The following is a 23941-nucleotide window of genomic DNA, read 5'->3' as shown; positions in this document are numbered from 1 at the left end:
AAAAATTGAAAGAATGTATTGATGCGCAGAGATAAACATAGCTGGGTATTTAGAGGGGTAATTCAGAGAAACAGCGGGGTAATATATTCCGTTTTGTGTGAGATACAAGTTACCAATTATCTCTACCAGCAAGCATACCGCTGCTGTGAAGAGATAATTGGCGTAAGAGGCTAGAGCCCTATGCTTTTTAAACGGTTTGCTTGTTGGCGATAGACACTGATAGGGTCTGTCTCAAACAATGCATGGAAACCGAGAGTCTGATTAATCTGATCGAGGTGATTCATGTTGTAATTGTCGCGAATGACTTTTCCTAATCGGCTACTGCAACGACTAACCAAACCATCGTTCTCACCACCGATAATAAGCCTGATGGAAGTAAGGCATAATCTGAAGGATCAAACACATTGGTGAGAATACTCGTGCCTGACCAAGAAAAATAGTGAACACCATTACTTGCAAGAGAAGGTAGGCTCTCACAGTTCATCGGCACACCTTCTGGATGAGCGGCATTAAATGTCTTAGCGCCATCTGTCGTCAGCGATCCCAGCGCTGCCAGCGCATCCTGCGGCAATGTTTTGTTTCCCGACAAAAACGATATGATATGTCCGAGTATTTGCACCGACGTTGCAAGCGAAGTTTCCACGGCGGACCCTTTGTTACCCAATCGCCTCAAGAAATCAGCAAACTCAGAGCCCCCGTTAGCACCACCAATACTGGTGACGGATGCAACCAACTCCGGGTAAACACTTGCTACATACCTTGAAGTAGGCGCGCCATGACTGTGACCAAATAGATTAACTTTACTTGCACCTGTAGTAGCCAAAATATCTTTGACCTGCTCCATCAACTGCTCACCCCGCAATTCCGAGCTATTTACGGCCGAAATATGAGCGACATACACAGAGGCACCGTCTTTCGTCAGAGCCTCGGAGATACCGAACCAATAATCTAGTACCACCAATCTGTCGAACCCTGAGAAACCATGCACAAGAATGATGGGGTATTTAGTTTCAGTGTATCCTTTTTCTGCGGCACTACTTGGATCTACAGCGGCATTCGCGACGCCACTAAACAGTAGGGTCAGCAATAAAAATATCCATTTTTTCATTTCATCCCTCATACTATTTTTTGTCTTTTCGCTCTTTGGCGAAAATTTGTGTTAATTAGCTTTTTCTAAAGCTAGTTCTTCTCACCTAAAACCACTGAATCACTTTTGAGACTAAATGGTCATTTAAGAAAAACTTACACAATGAATTCAGAAAATTTATATGTCCTAATAGGTATTAAAGTTAAAGCTCGAATTATTAAAGTAGTAGCCAGCATCAATTTTGCAAATATTCATAGTCAATTCGGACTATAAATATAGTCAGTTATGAGAGATATGTTGAAAGGAAGATCACAGATAGGCGCGTAAGATCCCAAGTCATTATCAACGTCTATTATTTTTTTGGGGGAGGTGATATGGAAAGCTGCTGAGTAATGAAAGGCAAACTACTCAGCAGATTTTGGAAACGCCCTATAATCCGAGTGACTTTAAGCGATTCGCATGCTGGCGAAAGAGTGTGACGGGGTCAATTTCTGAAGCATCTCTTAGACCCATTGTCTGATTTACGACATCTTGATGATTCATTCTGTAAGGTTTACCCAAAACCTTACCAAGATGACTGCTACACGTTCGAACAAGACCATCATTCTTACCACCTACAATCCCGCCTGAGATGAGAAGACCCAAGTCTGATGGATCTAATATATTGGTCACTGTACTTTTGCCTCCCCAAGAGAAGTAGTGAATCCCGTTTGACGCAAGTGAAGACGAACTCTTACAATCAGAATTCACACCATAAGGATATCGCTTGTTGAACTTTCTCACTCCTTTTGTTGTTAAAGAGTCAACAGCAGCTACTGCATTTTGAGTTAACGAACCATTCCCTGACAAAAAACTCGTCGTTCCGCCAATCACATTGACTATAGAAGCGACAAAATCTTCAAGAATAGTTTCCTCTTTCACAATACTTCTAATAAAGTCAGCAAGTTCAGATCCTTTATTGACACCCGCAACACTGGTGACAGAAGCCACTAAATCAGGCGCAACGCCAGCAACATAACGTGCAGTCAATGCCCCGTGGCTGTGACCAATAAGATTCACTTTCTCCGCCCCCGTTGCGGCAATGATTTTCTCCACCGAACTCAATAACTGTTCTCCACGAATTTCTGTACCTTGTACGGCAGAGACAAGTACCGGAAACACTGAAGCGCCATCTTTTGAGAGAGATTCAACGATACCGAACCAGTACTCAACGATATAGGCCTGATGGGTATATCCATTGAAACCATGGACCAAAACAAGTGGATATTTCGTTTTTGTGTAACTGGATGTTGAAGTTTGGTTAACATCTGAAAAACAGTGGGCCTGTGAAGAAACGAGTAAGAAAAATACAAGTACATAAACTTTCAATTTCAAATCTCCTAACTAAAAAATATATATAATTAGCATCTACTAAATTAGACAGATTTTAGGTTAATCTATACTCAACTAATTTCTTATATCAATTGTGATACTCTTGAAATGTTCTCCGGCAGTGAAGCAGTCGCCACAAAACTCACAAATAACAAAGACATTATCAGTTAACCTTGGCACTCAACGTGTGCTTGAGACACAACTGAAACGGATTTGGCATACAATGGCAAAAGCACTCACCCTCGTAAATGAACACCTCAGCTTTCCAGAAGTCACCTTGATTAGCCCATCAGAGTCCAGGTTTATTCATATCGCAGCAGATGTGGACTCAGGTCAGCCTTTTTTGCCCAACAGCAAAACAAAAAAAAGGCTTCTCACTGATGTAAAATCCGCCTGCAGCAAACTCTCAGAGATAGACGGAATCATCGGCGCTCATGTGTTTAGCGCTATCTTGATCCCACCGGTAGAGGCAATTTCATCAAGCAAAGGAAAAACGAAGTCCACATAGCAAACTTTGATCTCGTTGTATTGATTGAATGCGAATCAAAGATTGCAGAGGAAGACCTGCGCAGCAGCAGTGAATTCATTAGTATGCTGTCTGAGATTAATACGCTTTCCTCATATACTCATGAGATAAGTGCATCAAATGCTAGCCGTATTGGGCCTGTCGATCACTCAAAACAAGGCGTATTTCTTTTTAATTATTTTTTCGCAGACAACGTTGAACAAAACTTAGGGGTTTGGAACTACACCGCAGGCTGGTTTGAAGCAGAAACGCAGCTTGATAACTCTACGTTACTGCTGCCATGTGAGAAGAGTGAGTCAAAATACACAGTCATTAATCACTGTCGATGGGGCTCATTGAGAGAGATTTTGCCTTCTTTGATTTTCAAATCAACGTTCAGAAAGTATGTGCTAGAAAACTTTGAAGCGAATAATGTGGCCGCGATGCCGATTCTTTACAAACTCTTTTAAAACATGTGTGTCGGCATCGATTCGTGCACGGTGCCGACCATACCACTCATCCGTATTAACTTTTCACCGGTGCGTGTCGCACAGGTGCATAGGCATTGGGTGACTTTTGTACGGGTTGTGACGTCCATGAACGTGGTGCACGCGCTGCGGGTCTAGCTGCTGTCCTTGCGACTGTTGCTCGGTTCATTCTGTTCTCCTTATCCCACCGTCAGCATGTTCTCATCTAAATCAAATTTACTGAGCGGCTGTAAACCGTTTGTAACGAAGCGGTGTGTTATAGCTATCTAAACATTCAAATCCCAATCACTGCCCCATTTTTGCGGCACAAGTATCTATATTCATCACTATTTGATGAATTTCCATTCAGCAAAGGACACAGAGTGAATATCAACGCTTGGCCAACAATATTTCCTACTTTCTATGTAATAAAAATGAAATATTAAATCGGATATCATCCATATATGATTTGCCATATGTATTGTACGACTTGTTACTTTGCCACTAAGACAGCTTATATTGCTGACTACATGACACTTAAGGATTAACATGACCATCAAAATTGGTATTAATGGATTTGGCCGTATGGGCCGCCTGACTTTCAGAAACCTCTTTGACGCTGAAGACGTCTCAATCATCCATATCAACGACCCTGCTGGTGATGCGACCACTCTTGCCCACCTTGTAAATTTTGACTCTGTACATGGTAAATGGACTCATGAAGCGCATGCAGAAGCTGAGACCATTTTCGTTGGCGATCACCAAATTTCAACCAGCAAAAATACCACGATTGAGGGAACTGACTGGTCAGGCTGTGATTTGGTGGTTGAAGCATCTGGCAAAATGAAAACCAGTGCACTTTTGACAAAATACCTAGAACAAGGCGTTAAGCGCGTTGTCGTTACGGCGCCTGTTAAAGAAGACGGTGTACTGAATATCGTCATGGGTGTAAATCATCACGAGTACAATCAAGCTGACCATCCCATCGTCACAGCTGCATCTTGCACAACAAACTGTCTGGCTCCTGTCGTTAAGGTCATCCATGAAAATCTAGGGATCAAACATGGCTCGATGACGACTATCCATGACATTACAAACACGCAGACTATCATTGATGCACCCCACGCCGATCTGCGTCGTGCGCGCTCTTGCGGCACAAGCCTGATCCCGACAACGACCGGTTCTGCTACTGCCATTACTCATATCTTCCCAGAGTTAAAAGGTCGCCTGAATGGCCACGCCGTGCGCGTACCGCTGACGAATGCTTCGCTGACAGACTGTGTGTTCGAAGTAAATCGTGCAACCAGTGAAGCCGAGGTTAATCAGCTTCTTCAGGATGCAGCAGAAGGCGAACTAAAAGGAATCTTGGGTTATGAGGAGCGCCCGCTGGTGTCTGTTGATTATCGTACTGACCCGCGCTCTGGGATCATTGATGCGCTGTCAACAATGGTTGTGAACGAAACTCAGGTAAAACTCTATGTCTGGTATGACAATGAATGGGGATACGCAACCCGAACTGCGGAGTTGGCTTTGATGGTTGGCCGTATGGATCAGGATAACGCTTAATGGCCACAGGTAAACCGCTGTCAGCCTTACCAGATGGCATCAAACAATATCTCATAGTTACAGGTAACTACTGGGCATTCACATTGACGGATGGCGCATTGAGAATGTTAGTGGTCTTGCACTTTCATTCTCTTGCTACTCTCCGCTCGCCATTGCCAGCTTGTTCCTTTTCTATGAGTTTTTTGGTGTTATTACCAACTTGCTCGGCGGTTGGCTGGGTGCTCGTATTGGCCTCAACCGTACGATGAATATAGGTTTGGCATTGCAAATAATTGCCTTATCTATGTTACTGGTTCCGGCTGACTACCTAACAGTGATTTGGGTAATGGTAGCTCAGGCGCTTTCAGGTATCGCAAAAGACTTGAACAAAATGAGTGCCAAAAGTGCGGTGAAACAGCTCGTGCCTGCAAACGCTGAGGGCAAATTGTATAAGTGGGTTGCAGTTCTGACGGGTTCGAAAAATGCACTGAAAGGCTTAGGCTTCTTTTTGGGAGGCGCTCTTTTGTCTGTTCTTGGCTTCTCCAGCGCGGTTATGGCTATGGCTATCGCCCTTTCAGCTGTCTGGGTTGCAAGCTTAGTTACTTTGAAAGCTGATTTAGGTAAAGCAAAGAGTAAACCTAAATTTTCTGAGGTTTTTTCGAAGAGCAGTGAGATAAATATCCTATCAGCAGCCAGAATGGCCCTATTCGGAGCTAGAGATGTGTGGTTTGTTGTTGCACTACCTGTTTATCTCGCCTCTGAGTTTCAGTGGGATCACTGGTGGGTAGGTGGTTTTCTGGCACTATGGGTGATTGGCTACGGCATTGTACAAACACAGGCACCGAAGCTCACAGGTAAGGCTGAGGGAGTTGTACCGGGACGTCTTGTTGTCTCAGGCTGGGCTGCAGTCTTAGCCGCGATTCCAATCAGCATTGCTATGTCTTTAGCGTGGGGTTATTCGCCTTACTTCAGCGTATTAGGTGGTCTTTTGTTGTTCGGTGTTATCTTCGCTATTAACTCCTCGTTGCACAGTTACTTAATAGTCAGCTATGCAAGAGAAGATGGCGTTTCAATGGATGTTGGTTTCTACTATATGGCTAATGCTATGGGACGACTATTGGGCACAGTACTCTCAGGGTCGATTTATCAGTTGTATGGCTTAGAAGCTTGTCTGTTAGCCTCTTCAATTATGCTCGCCGTAGCAAGTGTAATCTCTTTGAAACTACCAAATACACGTAACGCCGCAGTGCAGTAGTCTCAAGCCTGGCAACGGTCGCGTAGGAAGAGTCACTCATCAATACCTAAAAATAAAAGGAGCCACAACAGCTCCTTTTATTTTCATTACGCTGCACGGACGTCAGTATGATGAGCGCCTTTCTGAAAAAGCCGATTGAGTTCTCGAACGTTAACGACTGGGCCCATCATTTTTATGGTCATCATCACGCCTTGAGAGGCACAAATTTCGGCGGCACGGTGAAGATTCATAACTTTCATAGCTAAATGTATCGATAGCAGAACTGAATAAGTTGACCTCCTTACGGCGCATCGAAAGGTATGACCGCCAGAACAAGGCATCCAATACTTCACTTTTATCCTCAGCTCTGACAGCAAAACGCCAGGCATTATCCTCACCGAAGAAATCGAGAGGGAACGTGGTTTTTGGTGTTTTTTTATGTTTCAAATGTCAGTCTCTTTATCTAGCCAAAATAGTTTTTATTGTCGTTATCACTGAAGAGTGAAAAGCTACGGACCGCTACTGGTCATACATCCAACAACTCACTCGATATAGCGTATCAATTCATCCTTGGCGTTGCAGTCCGCAATTTTACTTATTTTTATTTGCAAGCTTCTTAATTTTCCGTTGCGATTCTAAGCGCTTTTTTATAAGTAAATAGTGAATTTTCTCTGAACAAGTTTGGAGCGAGTTTGTATGATGCTTTTCATGCAAACCTAGCCGATGATTGGTAATTCAACAAAAGCCACCTCTCTACATTTATCTTAATTGTCTCTAATTTTAGAACATTGAATCCAATTTACTGTGCAAATATTTACGGATAATGTCACGTGGGTAAATGCTATGGACGAATCGCAGCAAAGTGAGTCAATTAAAATCGTTCATGTCGTGGGTGACTTTTCATCGCGAGTACAACTTCAATTCATGGAAACAACAATAAATTCGTTGCCCCTCTATCGGCACACTGTTATTTACCTAGAGGAGATCGAGCGCGTTAATTGGCCTTGGTTCAAAATTTTATCGCCATCAGACCTCAAAGATGTCAAAAAGTGGCCTTTGCTCTCTGAGTTCTTATCTATTCGGCGTTTATTTAAGCAGCAGAATACTGAAATCGTTATCACTTATGGCGAGAAAACGTTTCCCTATCAACTCATAAGTAAATTCGAACCCTCTCTACGTCGTATTCATATTCATACATCGCCGACTCCACCTTTTGTCAACGGTGCATGGTTATCTAAGTTTTTCTCTATACTGGCGTTTTGGTGCGTCGACAATATTGTTTTTACACACTCTCTTCCTTTTAACCTTTGCACAGAGCGATCGTCATTTAACAAAAAAGCATGTTTGTTAAGGCCTGGCATCAATAACAAAATTTACTGTCCACCTATTCGAATTGTTAAAAAGCAAAGCACGACTCAAGGCGACAACAATAAGCACATCGATACCTCACTCACATTCGGTGTCTGGGTCGAGAAAGGTCAATCTCTTTTCCTAAAAGAGGTATTAACCGCTTACCAAGCAGTAAGACGAAATAGCCAGGAGTTTAGGGAAGGCGCACAGATACTGGTTGGTTGTTCATGTAAAAGCGAAAACCATCAAACTGAAAAGCTTTTGTCATCCTTCAGTGACTCAAAAGAACATATCATTCTGTTAGCGCTCGATGAAGGTGAGCAAGGATTCATCAACAGAATAGATATCGCCATGCACAAATATGTCGATGCCTTCCCCACACTCAACATGCTAAAGACAATGAGCATGGGCATTCCCACCATTGGCTACTGTAGTCCTCGTCATCGATATTCATTGGGAGATGCCGCCATGGAGTGCCGTCCAATACTTCCGGTACTGAGCCAAAATTCAATCATGAAAGCTTTCTTGAAATATTATTTGTGTCCGACAGAAAGAAACAGAGCAGGAAGAGAGTGCAGATTACATGTGGTGAGAGAATTTAATTCATCAAAGTTTACAGAAGGATTTAAACAACTACTCCGTACCGAAGGTACCTACACTGAGGACGGAGTAGCAGATTCAAAAGGTGCAGAGCAACAGGCTAAACATTGAAAACGATCAACCTGTTTCCTCAAGCTTCTGTTGATGAGTTTGGCTTTGAAAATGAGCTCTGACTTCCATTAAAATTTTGCCCATTTCATTCTGTCCTGAACCATCACCCGCGTCACCCCAAAAGGGGTCTTTAGCCGTATGTTCCACTAATTCTTGCCCACCCGTTTCTAGCAATTGTTTTCGAAGTTCAGGATGCTGGAGGAACTTTTCTGTGATTGCACGTCTCATAACATCTTGACGAATATCGTACCAATCATCCCGCATTAAATGTCCATAAAGACGACTTAACTTAAATGCCTTTTTCGCTGATTCAGCAAATCTGATAGCCTCGATAACAGGCGGATGATTAAATTTCTGGGCTTGATAATAATGCTCTGAAGTCGGCCATGTCACCCCATCAATAAACAGGGTAGCGGGATAGAAATTGGAGAGACTACCGTAGTCTTCATCGGGTTCATAAAAGTGGATCGTGGCATCGGACATGAGCTAACCCCCTGAATAATAAACATCACAAATCCAGCATAGCTCATATAAGTAAGACTTTTCTGACAATGAATAAAAACCTGCCGGGTATCAATATTCAATGCATTATCTATACGTTAATTTCATCTTCGACCATCGTCCAGCGCATACAGCACTTATTTACTTGTCTGAAATATCAGGCTTTCGATTGAAACATTCAGCCAATATTTTCACACCTTCTCTAATCTGCACCTCGCTCGCATTCCCAAAGCCTGCAATCAGGATATTGTCAGCAGGCGGATACGTATTATCAATAGAGACGTTTTTGTACTTGTACCCTTCCAGCGTTCTGATAGATATTTTCTCTTTCTCCAACATGGCGGCAATGCGGACCGCGCTTGGGCCTTGAGTCCAGCCAAATGTCACATGCATGCCAGCTTCCTGACTCAAGATTTCTACCTGCCCCTTCAATTCCGTTCGCAACAGAGAGATGAATAAATAGCATTTGGTTTGGTATGAACGTCGCATTTTCCTAATGTGGCGGAGATAATCGCCAGAATCGATAAATTCAGAAAGTGCCAACTCACTGTGGACAGCAGTATTGCCGCCAATGATCTCTTTTACAGCCAAACACTTTTCAACAAGCGTGTCTGGTACAACCATGTAGCCTATCCTCAGCGAGGGCAGCATTGTTTTACTGAAAGTACCAATATAGACAATATTGGGCTGGCCACCAGACATTCGCGTAGCTAAACCTTGGAGAGAAGGAAAAGGCTTATTGCCGAATTGAAACTCAGTGTCGTAGTCATCTTCAATTATCCACGCATTATGTTTTTGCGCCCATTCGATACAGGCGATACGATCCCCCGTACCAATGCCACACCCCATGGGATAATGATTGCTGGGTGTTAAATACAAACACTTAGCCTTAAGGCCAGATAGCGAAGTGGTATCTACTCCTTTACCGTTGATGATGTTAACGGGTAGACATTGCAGATCCAGATGCTCAGCTGTATTTAGCATTTGTTTATAGCCCGGGTTTTCTACGACAATTGGTTCCCCTGATTTCATCAATACCGAAAGGGCAATATAAATTGCTTGTTGTGCACCTTGCGTAACAATCACTCTCTCTGGACAACAATCGACAGATCGGCTTGAGACGAGGTAGTGACTTATTGATCTTCGCAACGCCTCCGCACCCTGAGGATCATTCTGGCCTGAGAATAAAGCTCGACCACTTTGCCTCTGCAAAAAACGTGTCCACTTTTTGTAAGGGAAGCCATCCAAATCAGGGACTCCCGGCTGAAACGGTCGGTTTCGCGTAAGTGCCTGTGATTCTGCGCTTCTAAAGGTTTTTCTCGGGGTTTGGTCTTCCTTTTCAACGGTCTTTACTGATATATCTTCGACGGAGAGAAAGCGCTCAGGTGGTAACAATGAAACGAAGTATCCCGAACCTCTTACGCTATCGATATATCCCTCAGCTTTGAGTTGATCATATGTGGCAGTTACCGTATTCCTGCTTATGCTTAATTGTTCAGCCAATACACGCGTCGCGGGTAGTCGACTTTCTGCCGTCCATTGAGCCATAAGAATTTTATCTCTTATTGCGTTGTATAAACCTGCCTGACGGGGCTCATTCTTATCAAGGTATAAATCACCGATATCAATAAAGGACAAATTGGACCTTACAATTAATAGGAATTGGAACTTATCTACATACCAATTTATTCATACAGTGCAAGTCGATGAATAACGTTCATACAGGGAGATCACAAAAATGACTGAATCGACAGAATGGAAACTGAGCTCAACAAACAGAACCACGATTAAGAAGGCGCCCCGAAAAGCAAGCACAGAATAGGGATGTGCTCCATAGCATCATTGACCAATCGAATCTGGCACACATATCAATCAGTGATGAACGCGGACCCACCGTGATACCTATGCTGGCATGGCGCGAAAACGAGAACGTCTATATTCATGGAGCAAAAAACAGCGGCCTAATCAAGTTTTTGAAGCGTGGAAACCCTACCTGCCTAACCTTTACACTTTTCGATGGTTGGGTACTGGCACGCTCAGCATTTCACCATAGTGCCCACTATCGTTGTGCCATGGTGCTGGGCAACTTTACCGTTGTTGAAGACAACAGTGAAAAATCACGTTTACTCGATATTTTTCTTGAGCATATTGCGCCCGGAAGATCGCGTTCGGTTCGTTCTGGCAATAAACGAGAGTTGACCGCAACGGAAGTGCTTAAAATCACATTAGAGGAAGCGTCGGTGAAGGTCAGTAACAGCCCTGTAAGCGATGATAAATCTGATCTATCAATAGAAACGTGGGCAGGAATACTTCCATACAAGACAATTGTCGGTCCGGCAATAACAGATGATCATTCCCTTATCAAAGAAGCACCGGACTATAGCTCAGCGTATATAAATCGCTGGTACACAGAGTAAAGGCTGTCAATCATATCTAGGTTACATAGTTTCAGTGTACACATAACGATAGTCAAAGATGGATGCTGAAACTCCTGTATCTCCCTGATACACTGGAATCAATCACATGGAGAGGACTTGGATGAGTAAAATTAATAATGTCGCCATTGTTGGCGGAACACATGGTAACGAATTCACTGGTATCTATTTGTTAAAGAAGTGGCGTGAGTCTCCTGACATTATAAAGCGATCATCCTTCAGCACTGAGACAGTTTTTGGAAACCCAAACGGATTCAGGGATAATAAACGATATCTGGACTGCGATTTAAATCGCCAATTTGCACAAGAAGATCTTGCGAACCCTGAGTTGATGAATTACGAGCAAAGTCGTGCAAAAGCCATCAATACCCAACTCGGCCCCAAAGGCAATTCTCGTACGGATCTCATCATTGATCTTCACAACACCACGAGCAACATGGGTCCGTCTCTGATCATACTTCAGCTCGATGACTTCAATACACAGCTTGCAGCGTACTTGATGCAAAAGATGGATGATGCAGTCATCGTTCTTGAGGATCAGGTCGATATGAAAGAGCACTACTTTCTTTGTTCAGTGGCTACAAGGGGCCTCATAGTGGAAATAGGCCCTCAGCCTCAATCTGTGATTAGGCAAGACGTCATGGATTGGATGGAAGAAATGACATTACACATCTTAGACTTCACCAACAAATACAACAGTGAAGCTGGGGTAACTGATATACCGAGTTCTTTTACTGCCTACCGATACGAAGAGACACTTAAACTTCCTCTGGATGAGAAAGGTAACAGAGTCGGTATGGTACATAAGAATGTTCAGGACGCTGATTTTAACGTTCTTAGAAAGGGCGACCCAATCTTCACTCTATTTAATGGTGAAGAGGTAACATGGGAAGGCGATTATGAAGCCTACCCTCATTTCATCAACGAAGCCGCTTATTACGACAATAATCTTGCTATGTCGTTGGCCAAGAAAGTAGAAATTGACGTAATACGCTAGACACCATTTAACCCGGCACCTGTCGGGTTAAGTCCTCACTCATTTGATTGCTCAATCACTGACAGTCCGCCTCCCTATTTTCGATAAATTAACGCCATGCAGCCTGAAATGTACGGGATTTTCTCGATCTTGTTTCCAGTTTTAGGCGCACACTCATTGCGTATACGATTGCGTTATCAAGAAATAAACATAGGGAAGGCAACAGTCGACAAAGTTTTTATAATCCCGTCTTGTTGTGACCAGATAGCCAGAAAACAAACCAACAAAGCCGTTGTCTGGTCTTAATAGAGTGAATATCGGTGATTAGCTCGTCTGTTGAACAGATTTTTCACCACTACACCTGATTTGTACTGGTATGAGATCACAAATCAGGGTAAAACGCCTTTCTGAACGATAACCAAGTCGGAGTCAACTATGACAACCCCACACATTAACGCACAACCTGGTGCATTTGCTGAAACTATCCTGATGCCAGGTGACCCGCTGCGCGCAAAGCTTATTGCGGATACATATCTTGAAGATGCAGAGCAAGTCTGTGATGTACGAAATATGTTTGGTTATACCGGAACGTACAAAGGTCAACGCCTCTCGGTAATGGGCCATGGAATGGGTATACCGTCTTGTTCAATCTACGTTCATGAATTGATCAAAGAATATGGCGTCAAAAACGTTATTCGTATTGGCAGTTGTGGAGCAGTTAACGAAAACGTCAACCTCATGGATGTTGTTGTTGCAATGGGGGCATGTACAGACTCCAAGGTCAATCGTCTGCGAATTAAAGGCCACGACTTCGCTGCTATCGCCGATTTTCACCTTTTAGAGACAGCAGTAAATCAAGCTCGCGCACAAAACGTGCCAGTTAAAGTCGGCAACGTATTTACAACCGACCTTTTCTACACGCCAGAGGCCGATATTTTCTCTGTCATGGACAAAATGGGGATTCTTGGTGTCGATATGGAAGTTGCGGGCCTTTACGGGGTTGCTTCTGAGCTCGGCGCGAACGCACTGGGTATTTTGACTGTTTCAGACCATATTACCCGAGGCGAGGCGCTATCGGCTGAAGATCGTCAAACTTCATTCCATGGAATGATGAAAGTCGCACTCGAAACAGCAATTAACTTGTAAGTTAATTTATTATTAAGAGCTCAAACTATTTTGAGCTCTTAATTACATATTCTTATTCGTCGATCTCTAATGAATCAGACTCATGGTGGTCTTCGCTATTTCGCCTAGATGTAGAACAGAGATTATACCGAACATGTTTGTGATTAATTTCTTTCAGGTATTTTAACCAGCACTTTCCATAATCAGACTCTGCTGCTCGCCTTCCATTTACTTCGTCAATGAATTTTTGTTCATCCTCATTAGCAGGCTCTTGCACCCCTTCAAATAAAGCTTTCATTGTCCTACCGCAGGATTCTAATAGCTGCGCTTCCTTTATAGTAAAACATCCAGAGCGTGTGAAACCTTTGGGAAAATGCCTGTCATCAAAAAACTTTTGACCACTAAACATCTCATTACTCCTCAATCAAACATCTTTACTATGTTAAGACTATTTAACTAAATCAAGCACATGAACTATATGCGCTAGCCATTGAAATTTATATCTATTTATATACTTTTTTCAATAATAATTTCATGGAGCAATATCACCAAACGAGCTCGTCATAATAGAGCCTTTTATCTCAGGTACTCACAGCACCTTGCTCTTTCTCATCATGCCAATTCAGATGCATATCATAAGAGCAGACACATTACATTTTATTGACAAAATAAATTTATTATTTTGAGCATTTAAACAAATGAAATAAAATACTCTAGAAGTTAAGCTCTTAAAGATGAGACATTAAGTTAGCGCTCCAAGCGATACATTCATGAAGTAGAAACATATTATGTATATTGTAAGATTCTGATTGGGTACCATGCCAATGTGAACTTTAAAGATACATCTTGTGTAGATTGTATTACCAGATAACAGATTTTGGGTTGAAATAGAATTATGGCCAAGTGGGATAAGTGGCTCAAAGACGGAAATTCAAACGGAAAACAAAAGTTTAGCCACAAGTTAAATGAGTTTGACGAAAGTTTTGGTGAGGATAACAAACGTCACGAGAAGAAATCTCGTCGCAGGCAAAACAGAGATAAGCGCTCTGCTTTTGATGAGGATTTTGATATTTAATTCGTCTTAAAACAAGCAGAGACGAAAGTCGGATGCTTGTGCCTTCAAAGGTGGTGGCAATTTGCCACCACCTTGCAAAAACTTATCTGTCATTTAACCTGTCAATTGAAGCACGGGTCTTTTTCCACCTCTCCGTACGCTTTAAGTCTGACAGCGCAACGTGGCTTTTTTTGGTGAGTCGACATGCACCGGGTACTTCTGAGATGGTCAAGTTATCAATTACCTCAATTGTTGAAGCGCGGTTATTGCACATCAAAAGCAAATCACACCCTGCTTGAAGCGCCTGTTGGGCTCTCTCTGTTGGGCTCCCCATGACAACAGCTCCTTCCATACTGAGATCGTCAGAGAACACAAGGCCACGAAACTTCAGTTGCTCACGAAGTACTTTTTTCAACCAGTAACCCGACCCACTTGCAGGCTCAGTATCATATTGAGGATAAATGACATGGGCAGGCATCATGGCGTCCAGTAAGTCACTGTTTATCATCTTTTTAAATATAGACATATCAGTCTCAAAAATATCATCCCTGTCATCAATAGGGCTTTCCAAGTGTGAGTCTTCAATAACGTTCCCGTGGCCAGGAAAGTGTTTACCCGTTGTCGCCATTCCGGCTTCACGCATCCCTCGCACAAAAGCAGAAGCAAGTGTAACGACTTTATCGTGATCGTCAGAGAAAGCCCTATCACCTATGGCTCGGCTTCGATATCCGCAGTCCAATACAGGGGCAAAGGTTAAATCAACATCATGGGCTATCAGTCTGAAGCGAGCAACCAAGCAGCATCTTGAGCCAGAGAAACGCCATCTTTTTGAGTGCCATAACATTGTGCTGGCGGCATACGCGTAAACTGGTGCCTAAAGCGTTGAACACGGCCCCCTTCCTGATCAACGCCAATGACAAGATCTCTTTTCGCATGTTTACGAATCGATGCAGTCAACGCCTGTAACTGATCGCTGTCGTGATAATTTCGCGAAAAAAGGATGACACCACCGGTCGAGGGATGCTCCAGTAAGTCCCGTTCCTCAGCATCAAGTTCATAACTTTCAAGGTCAATCCAAAGTGGCCCCATTTCATCTTCCTATATATTTTTTTGCATAGTACTTTTTAACGAAAACAGACAATAGCGCTCTGATCAGGTTTTCATCTTTATTCTTCATATAGAATTGATAAAAGGTGAATTGAGTCTGTAGGAGATGAACTTGTCGATATATTTAGGTGTGATGTCAGGCACCAGCTTAGACGGTATTGATGTTGCAGCCGTCAAGATCGCACAACAAGAGATCCATCTGATAGGGAGCTACTTTCACCCTTTTCCGGATGACTTAAAGCATGTTGTTGTATCACTGTCTCAAAACTCTCCGGCGACCCCTATTGAGTTTGGCGAATTAGACCACAAACTCGGAAGCCTGTTTTCGGAAGCCATTATCTGTGCAATTGAAGCCCTCTCTATTGAGCAATCAGATATTCGAGCGATTGGTTGCCATGGCCAAACGGTATTTCACCAACCTGACAGCAAATATCCATTTACGATGCAACTCGGCGATCCCAACATCATTGCGCAAAAACGGGTATCACAACGGTCGCTGATTTTCGCCGGAAAGACATGGCGCATGGAGGTCAAGGCGCACCGCTGGTTCCCGCCTTTCATCATGAAATATTTTCTGACGCTAAAAAGAACGTCTATGTCGTAAACATTGGTGGTATGTCGAATGTGACGATTCTTGACCCAGACCAGCCTGTTACTGGTTTCGACATCGGCCCTGGTAACGTTCTTCTCAACTACTGGGCGAATAGATATCTGGGAGAGCCTTTTGACAGGAATGGACGTTTTGCCGCACGCGGGACAGTCATCCCTGACCTTCTAGAATCTCTTCTCGCAGAGCCTTTTTTTGAACGCCCGCCACCCAAATCGACCGGACGCGAGCTATTCAACAGTGCGTGGCTGAACAATCAACTTAATTCCCTCAGTAAAAATCACAGCCCTGAGGATGTGCAAGCAACGCTACTATCTCTCACTGCCCTCTCAATTGCTGAGACCTTGAAGAAGTACCCAAGCGGTGACGTTTACCTTTGTGGTGGTGGAGCAAGAAATACCGCACTTTTCATGACAATAAAAAAAGCATTGCCATCATTTAACGTAGGGCTGACAGACGATAAGAACATTGATGCTGATTATCTTGAAGCTATGGCCTTTGCATGGCTTGCAGAGTGCACACTGAAGGGTGTTTCGGCCAACTGCCCTTCTGTCACAGGTGCATCGAAGCATTGTGTTCTTGGCGCAATATATAACCCTTAGGTCAAACTGGCTTGGATTGGGCCATCAAAGAGAACCAAAATCGAGTGTAAGAGAGTTAATTAAGACGCTCTACCTGAGGAACCTTTCTTTTTAAATACAATTGATATTGACTGAAAGACATCGGTTTTGCGTAATAGTACCCCTGACCGACATCCACCCCAAAAGAAACCAGCATAGTTTCTGTTTCTTTATCTTCCACGCCTTCGGCTACGGTTGCCAGACCCAGAGCTTTTGCGAGTTCAACTGTGGTTCGTACGATAGTTTGATTTCTGTGGCTATGCGGCATACCGTCAATGAAGCTCCTGTCGATTTTAAGTTCAGTGAAGGAGAATCTTGAAAGATAGTTGAGGGAGGAGTAACCAGTTCCATAATCATCAATCGATACTTCGACGCCATGCTTACTTAACTTGTCCATGGTCCGAATGAAGCTTTCGAAATCTCGAACAAACGTCGACTCAGTCAGTTCCAATGTTACTAACGTCAGCTGGGTTTGATATTTATCTGCAAGCGCTAGCAACATGGAAACGAAATCAGATTGCATGACATCAGAGGCCGTGACATTAATCGAGATGCGGCGGTTGATAGACGCTTTCTGCATGACCAATTGATGTTCAAATGCGCGTGTAATAATCCACTTTGTCAGCATTGGCATAAGACCAATCTCCTCAGCAAGGCTAACAATGAGCTCTGGAGAAATGAAACCTCTCTCTTTGTGGTGCCACCTTAGCAATACTTCAGAACCATAGATTGAACCCGTTTTCAGGTTTATCTGCGGCTGATGGTAGATTTCCAATTCATTCTGCTCAATCGCTTTTTTCAGTTCAGAAACCAGAGACATTTTGAGGGTTAGATTTCTCGATTTTTCATGATCATACACTGCGACAGATACGTTTTTATTTTGTGTCTGATTCAGCGCTTGAATAGATTTATTAATTAACTGTTCACTGTCCTGACCATCCCGCGGATAAACGCTTATGCCAATCTTGCCGCTAAGATTAACTGCAATGTTGTCGAGGTGAAGGAAGTTTGTCATGAGAGAGTGGATTCTTTTTGCGACGATCAATGACTCTTCGACATCCCTATCCGCCAAAATAAATCCAATTTTTCCATCACTAATGTATCCCAAACGCTGCGGTAGCGTTTTATTATCGAGTTCAATAACTAATCCATTGCTGTCGGTGAGAAACATATTCAGCCGTTTAGATATTTCTCTCAAATATCGCTTTTTCTCTTCATGCGTAATGTAAGGACCGACGCTTGAATAACCATTGATGACAAAGGTAAAGAAGGTAAACTTCCTGTCTTCTTCTATCAGTTGTGTAATGACATGATTGAGTACATTCAGGTTAGGTAAACTGCTGACATTATCGTGAGAGAGTTTCCGTAAAAGCCTACTTTGTTCAGAACGACTGCTCAGTACCATTACGAAACCGAGAGTAACCAGTGCAACAATAACACCTGAGACCAAAGCGACTTCCCCAAGAAAATGGTAGGGCACTGAGCCAGAGTAGGTTAACAAGCTCAGTACTAAGCCGACACAGACAGGGATACCAGTGATCGAGAGTAAAATACGATAGGTACAAAGCCTATTAGCCGAGATAATGGGGAAAACAACCGTAAATGCTAATGTAAGGAGCGTGAAGAAATGGATCACTGTCGAGCTAATGTATTCAGGTATAAAAGCAGCCATCACGGAAAGCGTTAACATCACACTAACGTGTATATACTTGGTCAGCTTCTGTAACTCAGTTAAGTCATCTCTACTTAATCGCGTCGTTGCTTTACAAACGAATAACGATAAGATCATGAGTACAACAGCGCTAGTTCTGCTCAATTCGGCAGGAGTACTCAAGCCGAAAGTCAAGTCACCTCGAACGAAGGCGGCTACCAACACCACAATAATGCCACCACTGACGAGTAAATAACTTAATCGATGGCTCTTACTCGCCCACAAAAGAACTAAGCCTTTTTGGACAGCGGTGAGGAAAAATATCACCACAGCTAAACTTATGAGTAATGTGCGTATTAGTTCAATAAACAGATGTGCCTTTGACTCTCTGACTAAAGGTGGACTGATAAAGCCAGTATCAGAGTGCATCAACGTAATAATTTCACGCTGTTCGCCGCTGTTAAGTTCTATTTCAAAGCTACGTGATTTCTCAGCTTTTTCATATTCCGAAATACGCCATTTCGACGTTCCAGAGAGGATTTTGTAACCCGTTTCTCCGTCATTATTGACAAGGTAAATTCTTTCAAAAAACTGATTTGGCAGAGGGGATGAAACGGTCAAACTGAGAGGGGTTCTTTCTTCATTCTTTAAAGACAAGCTGACAAATAAGTTTTTTTCGTACTCTGGGAGAGTGACAGACTGCAGATCAACAAAAGGCTCATATTCGAACTCTGTGAAAACAACTTTCCCTAAAGCTCTCAAATCTGCGTGGTAACCAAGCTCCACCTCAGCTTTAGATGTCTTTGAATCGAAAACCTCTACAGGAGGAAAGTAAGTCAAACCCGTGCCTAACAAAATTAGCAGCATTGTCAGAGCAAACACTGAAGAGATAGAGGATGCTTTAGCGGAAAAGTATTTCAGCACGCTTATTTACACCTGTTAACACACTGACTTTATTGATAGATGACTCTTTTCTCTCGAGAAACCCTTGCAACAAGCCATTAGCCAAACCAACAATAACTTTTTGTATTTATGTGTTTAATTTAGATACAGATGTATAGATTTTCAAACAAACATCTCACAAAAAAACATTAAACATTTAATTAATCTTCTCGAACTGAACGTTTGCTCACACAAAATACATTTGTTCATCTCAACGCCCAGCGCTAAAATCTGATGATATTTTTCTCAAGAGCATCCTTCATATGAATACCAACAGTTTTGAGAGCCTGCTGGACGACACAGATTTACTCACCCAGGTCGCTGTTCTTTATTACCAACAAGGTGCAACTCAGGAGGAGATCTCAAAACAATTCGGTGTCAGCAGAGCTAAAGTAAGCCGACTTTTAAGGCGTGCCAGAGAAGAGGGCATTGTTGAAATTACCGTGAAATTTCATCCTGTGCACAGTGCGCAACTTGAGCAAAGGCTGGTGACAAAGTTTAATCTTAAGCGCGCCTTGATTGCATTGGATCAGCCCGACGCAAAAGAGCAGAGGAATCAGGTAGCAGCTCAAGTTTCCTCCTATCTGGATACAAACTTACAGGATGGCATGGTTGTCGCTGTTGGACAGGGCCAAAATGTAGCCTGCGTAGCTGATCACCCCGGCGTTGTTTCACACCGAAAAGCCAGATTTGTATGTGCCATTGGCGGCACACATAGAAGTGGCGATACCATCAACGCTGATCATATCTGTCGCCGTTTAGCCAAAAAATTTGGTGGAAGTAGTGAGACGCTGTACGCGCCCGCCTATGTCGATAGCCATGAAATGCGAGATATGTTCATCACTCATCAAAATATCAGCGAAACATTGAGTCAGGCGCGAAAAGCCGAGTTTGCTTTGGTAGGAATCGGCGACATGAATGAAAACAGCCATATGGTCAAAATGGGCTTTTTTAGTGCGCAAGAATTCGTTGAGGCAAGGTTGAATGATGGCATTGTAGGTGACATAGGTGGATTTGACTTTTTTAAGCTCAACGGCAATCGAGCAGACACGCTGATACAAGACAGGGTCGTTGGCCTTCAGATGGCAGATTTGAAGAGCATTCCTAATGTCATCGCTATCGCGAGTGAGAGTAGAAAAGCCCTTTCGATGCTCGGGGCATTGAGAACAGGAGCGATCGATATTTTAGCAACAAATGCTAACTGTGCTCTGGCATTGTTGAACATGGTTGAAGATGCGTAATTTGCCTTGTTCAGGATAAAGGCTCACAACCGGTATATTAGTGGGATCACTCCATAATTTCATTCAACTTTCCATTGACAATATGACGTAAAAAATAAACCATTAGCGCATTCATTTGCTCAGGCCTGTATCATTTGTTCATGCGATGAATATTTGCTCAAAGTAATTTGACGTTCAGGTCTGGGAACAACTGGCTTACATTCAGTAGCCACAGATTAAGCAGCCCAAACAAAAGGTTTTGAGATGAGCAATAAACTGGAACAACTTCGCAAGCTGACCACAGTCGTTGCCGACACTGGTGACATTGACGCAATTGCCAAGTACACGCCACAGGATGCCACAACCAACCCATCTCTGATTCTGAAAGCAGCTCAAATAGCTGATTACGCGCCGCTTATTGATGACGCCATCGCTTTCGCTAAAGCAAGCAGCAACGATGTTGAGCAACAAGTCATTGATGCCGGAGACCGCCTTGCAGTCAACATAGGTAAAGAAATCCTTAAAGTCATACCCGGTCGTATTTCTACAGAAGTTGATGCTCGCCTGTCTTACGACACCGAAGGTAGCGTTGAAAAGGCTCGCAAGCTAATTCGCATGTATAACGACGCTGGTATCACTAACGATCGCATTTTGATCAAATTGGCGTCGACGTGGGAAGGTATACGTGCAGGCGAGATTCTTGAGAAAGAAGGCATTAACTGTAATTTGACTCTGCTTTTCTCGTTCGCTCAGGCGCGAGCATGTGCTGAAGCAGGCGTTTATTTGATTTCACCATTTGTTGGCCGCATCATGGACTGGTACAAAGCGAAAGAAAATCGCGATTTTGAGCCACAAGAAGACCCGGGTGTTCTTTCTGTTACCAAAATCTACCAGTACTATAAGCAGTACGGATATGACACGGTTGTCATGGGTGCAAGTTTCCGTAACACAGGTGAAATTATTGAACTCGCTGGCTGTGATCGACTGACCATCAGCCCGCAACTTCTGCAAGAGCTTAGCGAAGCGGAAGGCGACGTCGAACAGAAACTGTCTGCCGACGTGAATGTTAAGGCACGCCCTGAAGCGATGACCCATTCTGAATTCCTGTGGGATCACAATCTGGACGCGATGGCAGTTGAGAAACTCGCTGAAGGCATCCGCAACTTTGCCGTAGACCAAGGTAAACTTGAAGAAATGATCCGAGCTCGTCTGTAGTTGGCAGAGCGAATTTTCAGGAGCGGCTAAATAGCCGCTCTTTTATTTGATTATCAAATTACAACAATTTCGTAGTACAAGGTGAGATAAATGGAAACGCAAAACGCTTGCAAATGCAGTCCGTGCGCTAAGCTGGATGCAGTACAACAGGCCAACTCTGGTCACCCGGGTGCCCCAATGGGTATGGCTGATATTGCAGAGGTTCTGTGGCGTGACCACATGAACCATAACCCTTCAAACCCTGAGTGGGCTGACCGCGACCGTTTCGTTTTGTCGAACGGCCACGGCTCGATGCTCATCTACTCTTTGCTGCACCTCACGGGTTATGCGTTACCGATTGAGGAGTTGAAAAACTTCCGTCAACTGCACTCTAAAACGCCTGGTCACCCAGAATATGGCTATGCGCCGGGCGTAGAAACGACTACCGGGCCACTTGGTCAAGGTATTACTAACGCTGTTGGCCTTGCGATTGCCGAAAAATCACTGGCAGCTCAATTCAACCGTGATGGCCACGATGTTGTAGACCACCACACTTATGTGTTCATGGGTGACGGCTGTCTGATGGAAGGCATCTCTCACGAAGCCTGTTCATTGGCGGGCACGCTGGTCTTGGCAAGCTTATCGCTTTCTGGGATGACAACGGCATCTCTATCGATGGTGATGTTGAAGGCTGGTTCACTGATGACACGCCTAAGCGTTTTGAATCCTACGGCTGGCACGTTATCCCAGCAGTTGATGGTCACGATCCTGCGGCTATCGAAGCAGCTATCGCGGCAGCAAAAGCAGACAACAGACCAACGCTTATCTGTACCAAGACAATCATTGGTTTTGGTTCACCAAACAAAGCGGGCAGCCACGATTGTCATGGTGCACCGCTAGGCCAAGACGAAATTGCTGCAACACGTGAAGCGCTTGGTTGGGAGCATAGCCCATTCGATGTTCCTTCTGATGTTTACGCTCAGTGGGATGCTAAAGAAGCCGGTGCTGCAAAAGAAGCCGCATGGAACGAAAAACTTGCTGCTTATGAAGCTGCATACCCAGAACTTGCTGCTGAGTTCAAACGTCGTGTTAACGGTGAACTTCCAGCAGAATGGGAAGCGAAAACAGCTGAAATGATTGCTGACCTGCAAGCGAACCCTGCTAACATCGCCTCTCGTAAAGCATCACAAAATGCTCTGGAAGCATTTGGCCAGATGCTGCCAGAATTCATGGGTGGTTCAGCAGACCTTGCACCATCAAACCTGACTATGTGGTCTGGCTCTAAGCCTCTGACGGGTGAAGATGCATCAGGTAACTATATCCACTACGGCGTTCGTGAGTTTGGTATGACTGCCATCATTAACGGTATCGCACTGCACGGTGGTTTTGTTCCTTACGGCGCAACCTTCCTGATGTTTATGGAATACGCACGTAACGCTATGCGTATGGCCGCTCTGATGAAAATTCAGAACATTCAGGTTTATACACATGACTCCATCGGCTTGGGTGAAGATGGCCCTACTCACCAACCCGTTGAGCAAATTGCATCGCTGCGTCTGACGCCGAATATGAGCACATGGCGACCATGTGATCAGGTGGAATCTGCAGTTGCATGGAAACTGGCTATCGAGCGTCGTGATGGTCCAACGTCACTAATTTTCTCTCGCCAGAACCTTGCTCAGCAAGATCGTTCTGCAGAGCAAGTATCTGACATTGCTAAAGGCGGCTACATTCTTAAAGACAGTGATGGCAAACCTGAATTGATCCTTATTGCAACGGGTTCTGAAGTCGGTTTAGTTGTCGAAGCTGCTGACCAACTGACGCTCAAGGCCATAAAGTTCGTGTTGTTTCTATGCCTTCAACTGATGTATTCGATGCTCAGGACGCGGCATACCGTGAAACGGTACTTCCATCTGACGTTACTGCACGTGTTGCTGTAGAAGCAGGTATTGCTGACTTCTGGTACAAGTATGTGGGCTTTGATGGTCGTATTATTGGTATGACGACCTTTGGTGAATCAGCACCAGCTGGTGAGTTGTTCAAAATGTTTGGCTTCACAACTGAAAACGTTGTTGATACTGCTAAAGAACTGCTTGCATAAGCTGATAAAACTGCAATATGCGATAAAAGCCCTGCCATTGCGGGGCTTTTTTATTTTTGTCTTTGAGCGTTGAACCAAACACTCTCTTCACATGGTAAATTATTTATATAGGCATTTTTAATATCGGCAAGATCGAGG

At 43.7% G+C, this 23941-nt stretch carries 16 protein-coding genes and 7 pseudogenes; 14 read left to right on the top strand and 9 right to left on the bottom strand.

Annotation, left to right across the window (positions count from 1 at the left end; translation table 11 throughout):
* Positions 1–170 precede the first annotated feature (170 nt).
* Both CS022_RS02310 and CS022_RS02305 read right to left on the bottom strand, forming a co-directional pair.
* Positions 171–1108, bottom strand: a pseudogene (locus tag CS022_RS02310) (alpha/beta fold hydrolase).
* Between the two features lie 408 nt (positions 1109–1516).
* Complete coding sequence (locus CS022_RS02305) at positions 1517–2461, bottom strand: esterase/lipase family protein (RefSeq protein WP_129120926.1); 945 nt, start codon at positions 2459–2461, stop codon at positions 1517–1519.
* A 220-nt stretch (positions 2462–2681) separates the two neighbouring features.
* Between CS022_RS02305 and CS022_RS02300 the strand changes: the two genes are divergently transcribed.
* Positions 2682–2966: a hypothetical protein gene (locus tag CS022_RS02300; protein WP_129120925.1), complete on the top strand. Its 285-nt coding sequence runs from the start codon at positions 2682–2684 to the stop codon at positions 2964–2966.
* A gap of 20 nt (positions 2967–2986) precedes the next feature.
* Complete coding sequence (locus CS022_RS02295) at positions 2987–3433, top strand: hypothetical protein (protein ID WP_129120924.1); 447 nt, start codon at positions 2987–2989, stop codon at positions 3431–3433.
* A 55-nt stretch (positions 3434–3488) separates the two neighbouring features.
* Here the strand turns inward: CS022_RS02295 and CS022_RS27075 are convergent, their stop codons facing one another.
* A complete protein-coding gene (locus CS022_RS27075; RefSeq protein ID WP_268967848.1) occupies positions 3489–3620 on the bottom strand; it encodes a hypothetical protein in 132 nt (43 codons plus the stop codon).
* Positions 3621–3979: 359 nt separating this feature from the next.
* Between CS022_RS27075 and CS022_RS02290 the strand changes: the two genes are divergently transcribed.
* Both CS022_RS02290 and arsJ read left to right on the top strand, forming a co-directional pair.
* On the top strand, positions 3980–4996 hold the full coding sequence (locus tag CS022_RS02290; protein ID WP_129120923.1) for an ArsJ-associated glyceraldehyde-3-phosphate dehydrogenase: 1017 nt from the start codon (positions 3980–3982) through the stop codon (positions 4994–4996).
* A pseudogene (gene arsJ / locus CS022_RS02285) lies at positions 4996–6230 on the top strand (organoarsenical effux MFS transporter ArsJ). Before CS022_RS02290 ends, arsJ begins: the two are co-directional and overlap by 1 nt.
* A 150-nt stretch (positions 6231–6380) precedes the next feature.
* On the opposite strand, the gene CS022_RS02280 reads toward arsJ, so the two are convergent.
* Complete coding sequence (locus tag CS022_RS02280; protein ID WP_235869198.1) at positions 6381–6656, bottom strand: hypothetical protein; 276 nt, start codon at positions 6654–6656, stop codon at positions 6381–6383.
* 396 nt (positions 6657–7052) lie between these two features.
* Here CS022_RS02280 and CS022_RS02275 point away from each other — a divergent pair, with 396 nt between their 5' ends.
* On the top strand, positions 7053–8270 hold the full coding sequence (locus CS022_RS02275) for a hypothetical protein (RefSeq protein WP_129120922.1): 1218 nt from the start codon (positions 7053–7055) through the stop codon (positions 8268–8270).
* Positions 8271–8276: 6 nt separating this feature from the next.
* On the opposite strand, the gene CS022_RS02270 is transcribed toward CS022_RS02275, so the two are convergent.
* Together CS022_RS02270 and pdxR are read right to left on the bottom strand one after the other, a co-directional pair.
* Positions 8277–8753: an NADAR family protein gene (locus CS022_RS02270; RefSeq protein ID WP_129120921.1), complete on the bottom strand. Its 477-nt coding sequence runs from the start codon at positions 8751–8753 to the stop codon at positions 8277–8279.
* A gap of 159 nt (positions 8754–8912) precedes the next feature.
* Complete coding sequence (pdxR, locus tag CS022_RS02265) at positions 8913–10409, bottom strand: MocR-like pyridoxine biosynthesis transcription factor PdxR (RefSeq protein WP_129120920.1); 1497 nt, start codon at positions 10407–10409, stop codon at positions 8913–8915.
* Positions 10410–10509: 100 nt separating this feature from the next.
* Between pdxR and CS022_RS02260 the strand changes: the two are divergent.
* From CS022_RS02260 to deoD, 3 genes and pseudogenes are all read left to right on the top strand, one after another.
* A pseudogene (locus tag CS022_RS02260) lies at positions 10510–11188 on the top strand (pyridoxamine 5'-phosphate oxidase family protein).
* Between the two features lie 121 nt (positions 11189–11309).
* On the top strand, positions 11310–12203 hold the full coding sequence (locus CS022_RS02255; protein WP_129120918.1) for an aspartoacylase: 894 nt from the start codon (positions 11310–11312) through the stop codon (positions 12201–12203).
* Between the two features lie 414 nt (positions 12204–12617).
* Complete coding sequence (deoD, locus tag CS022_RS02250; protein WP_129120917.1) at positions 12618–13328, top strand: purine-nucleoside phosphorylase; 711 nt, start codon at positions 12618–12620, stop codon at positions 13326–13328.
* A gap of 52 nt (positions 13329–13380) precedes the next feature.
* On the opposite strand, the gene maoP is transcribed toward deoD, so the two are convergent.
* Entirely contained in the window at positions 13381–13716 is a 336-nt protein-coding gene (gene maoP / locus CS022_RS02245) for a DUF413 domain-containing protein (protein WP_129120916.1), read from the bottom strand.
* Positions 13717–14202: 486 nt separating this feature from the next.
* On the opposite strand from maoP, the gene CS022_RS02240 reads away from it, so the two are divergent.
* Positions 14203–14382 (top strand): hypothetical protein, encoded by a 180-nt coding sequence (locus CS022_RS02240; protein WP_129120915.1) that lies wholly within the window; start codon positions 14203–14205, stop codon positions 14380–14382.
* Between the two features lie 82 nt (positions 14383–14464).
* Here the strand turns inward: CS022_RS02240 and nagZ are convergent.
* Positions 14465–15450 (bottom strand): annotated as a pseudogene (nagZ, locus tag CS022_RS02235) (beta-N-acetylhexosaminidase).
* A 124-nt stretch (positions 15451–15574) separates the two neighbouring features.
* Between nagZ and CS022_RS02230 the strand changes: the two are divergent.
* A pseudogene (locus CS022_RS02230) lies at positions 15575–16677 on the top strand (anhydro-N-acetylmuramic acid kinase).
* Positions 16678–16732: 55 nt separating this feature from the next.
* Here the strand turns inward: CS022_RS02230 and CS022_RS02225 are convergent.
* Positions 16733–19270 carry a putative bifunctional diguanylate cyclase/phosphodiesterase gene (locus tag CS022_RS02225; RefSeq protein WP_129120914.1) on the bottom strand — a complete coding sequence of 846 codons (2538 nt, stop codon included), beginning with the start codon at positions 19268–19270 and terminating at the stop codon, positions 16733–16735.
* Positions 19271–19551: 281 nt separating this feature from the next.
* Here CS022_RS02225 and CS022_RS02220 point away from each other — a divergent pair, with 281 nt between their 5' ends.
* From CS022_RS02220 to CS022_RS27910, 4 genes and pseudogenes are all read left to right on the top strand, one after another.
* Positions 19552–20529: a sugar-binding transcriptional regulator gene (locus tag CS022_RS02220; protein ID WP_129120913.1), complete on the top strand. Its 978-nt coding sequence runs from the start codon at positions 19552–19554 to the stop codon at positions 20527–20529.
* A gap of 243 nt (positions 20530–20772) precedes the next feature.
* Positions 20773–21723 carry a transaldolase gene (gene tal / locus CS022_RS02215; protein WP_129120912.1) on the top strand — a complete coding sequence of 317 codons (951 nt, stop codon included), beginning with the start codon at positions 20773–20775 and terminating at the stop codon, positions 21721–21723.
* Between the two features lie 90 nt (positions 21724–21813).
* Positions 21814–23321 (top strand): annotated as a pseudogene (tkt, locus tag CS022_RS25205) (transketolase); the annotation flags it as partial.
* Positions 23298–23803: pseudogene (locus tag CS022_RS27910) on the top strand (transketolase-like TK C-terminal-containing protein). The pseudogenes tkt and CS022_RS27910, both read left to right, overlap by 24 nt.
* Positions 23804–23941: the final 138 nt, after the last annotated feature.

This window comes from Veronia nyctiphanis (assembly GCF_004116385.1).
GTDB lineage: Bacteria > Pseudomonadota > Gammaproteobacteria > Enterobacterales > Vibrionaceae > Veronia > Veronia nyctiphanis.
This window is presented reverse-complemented; position numbering and strand designations above follow the sequence as displayed.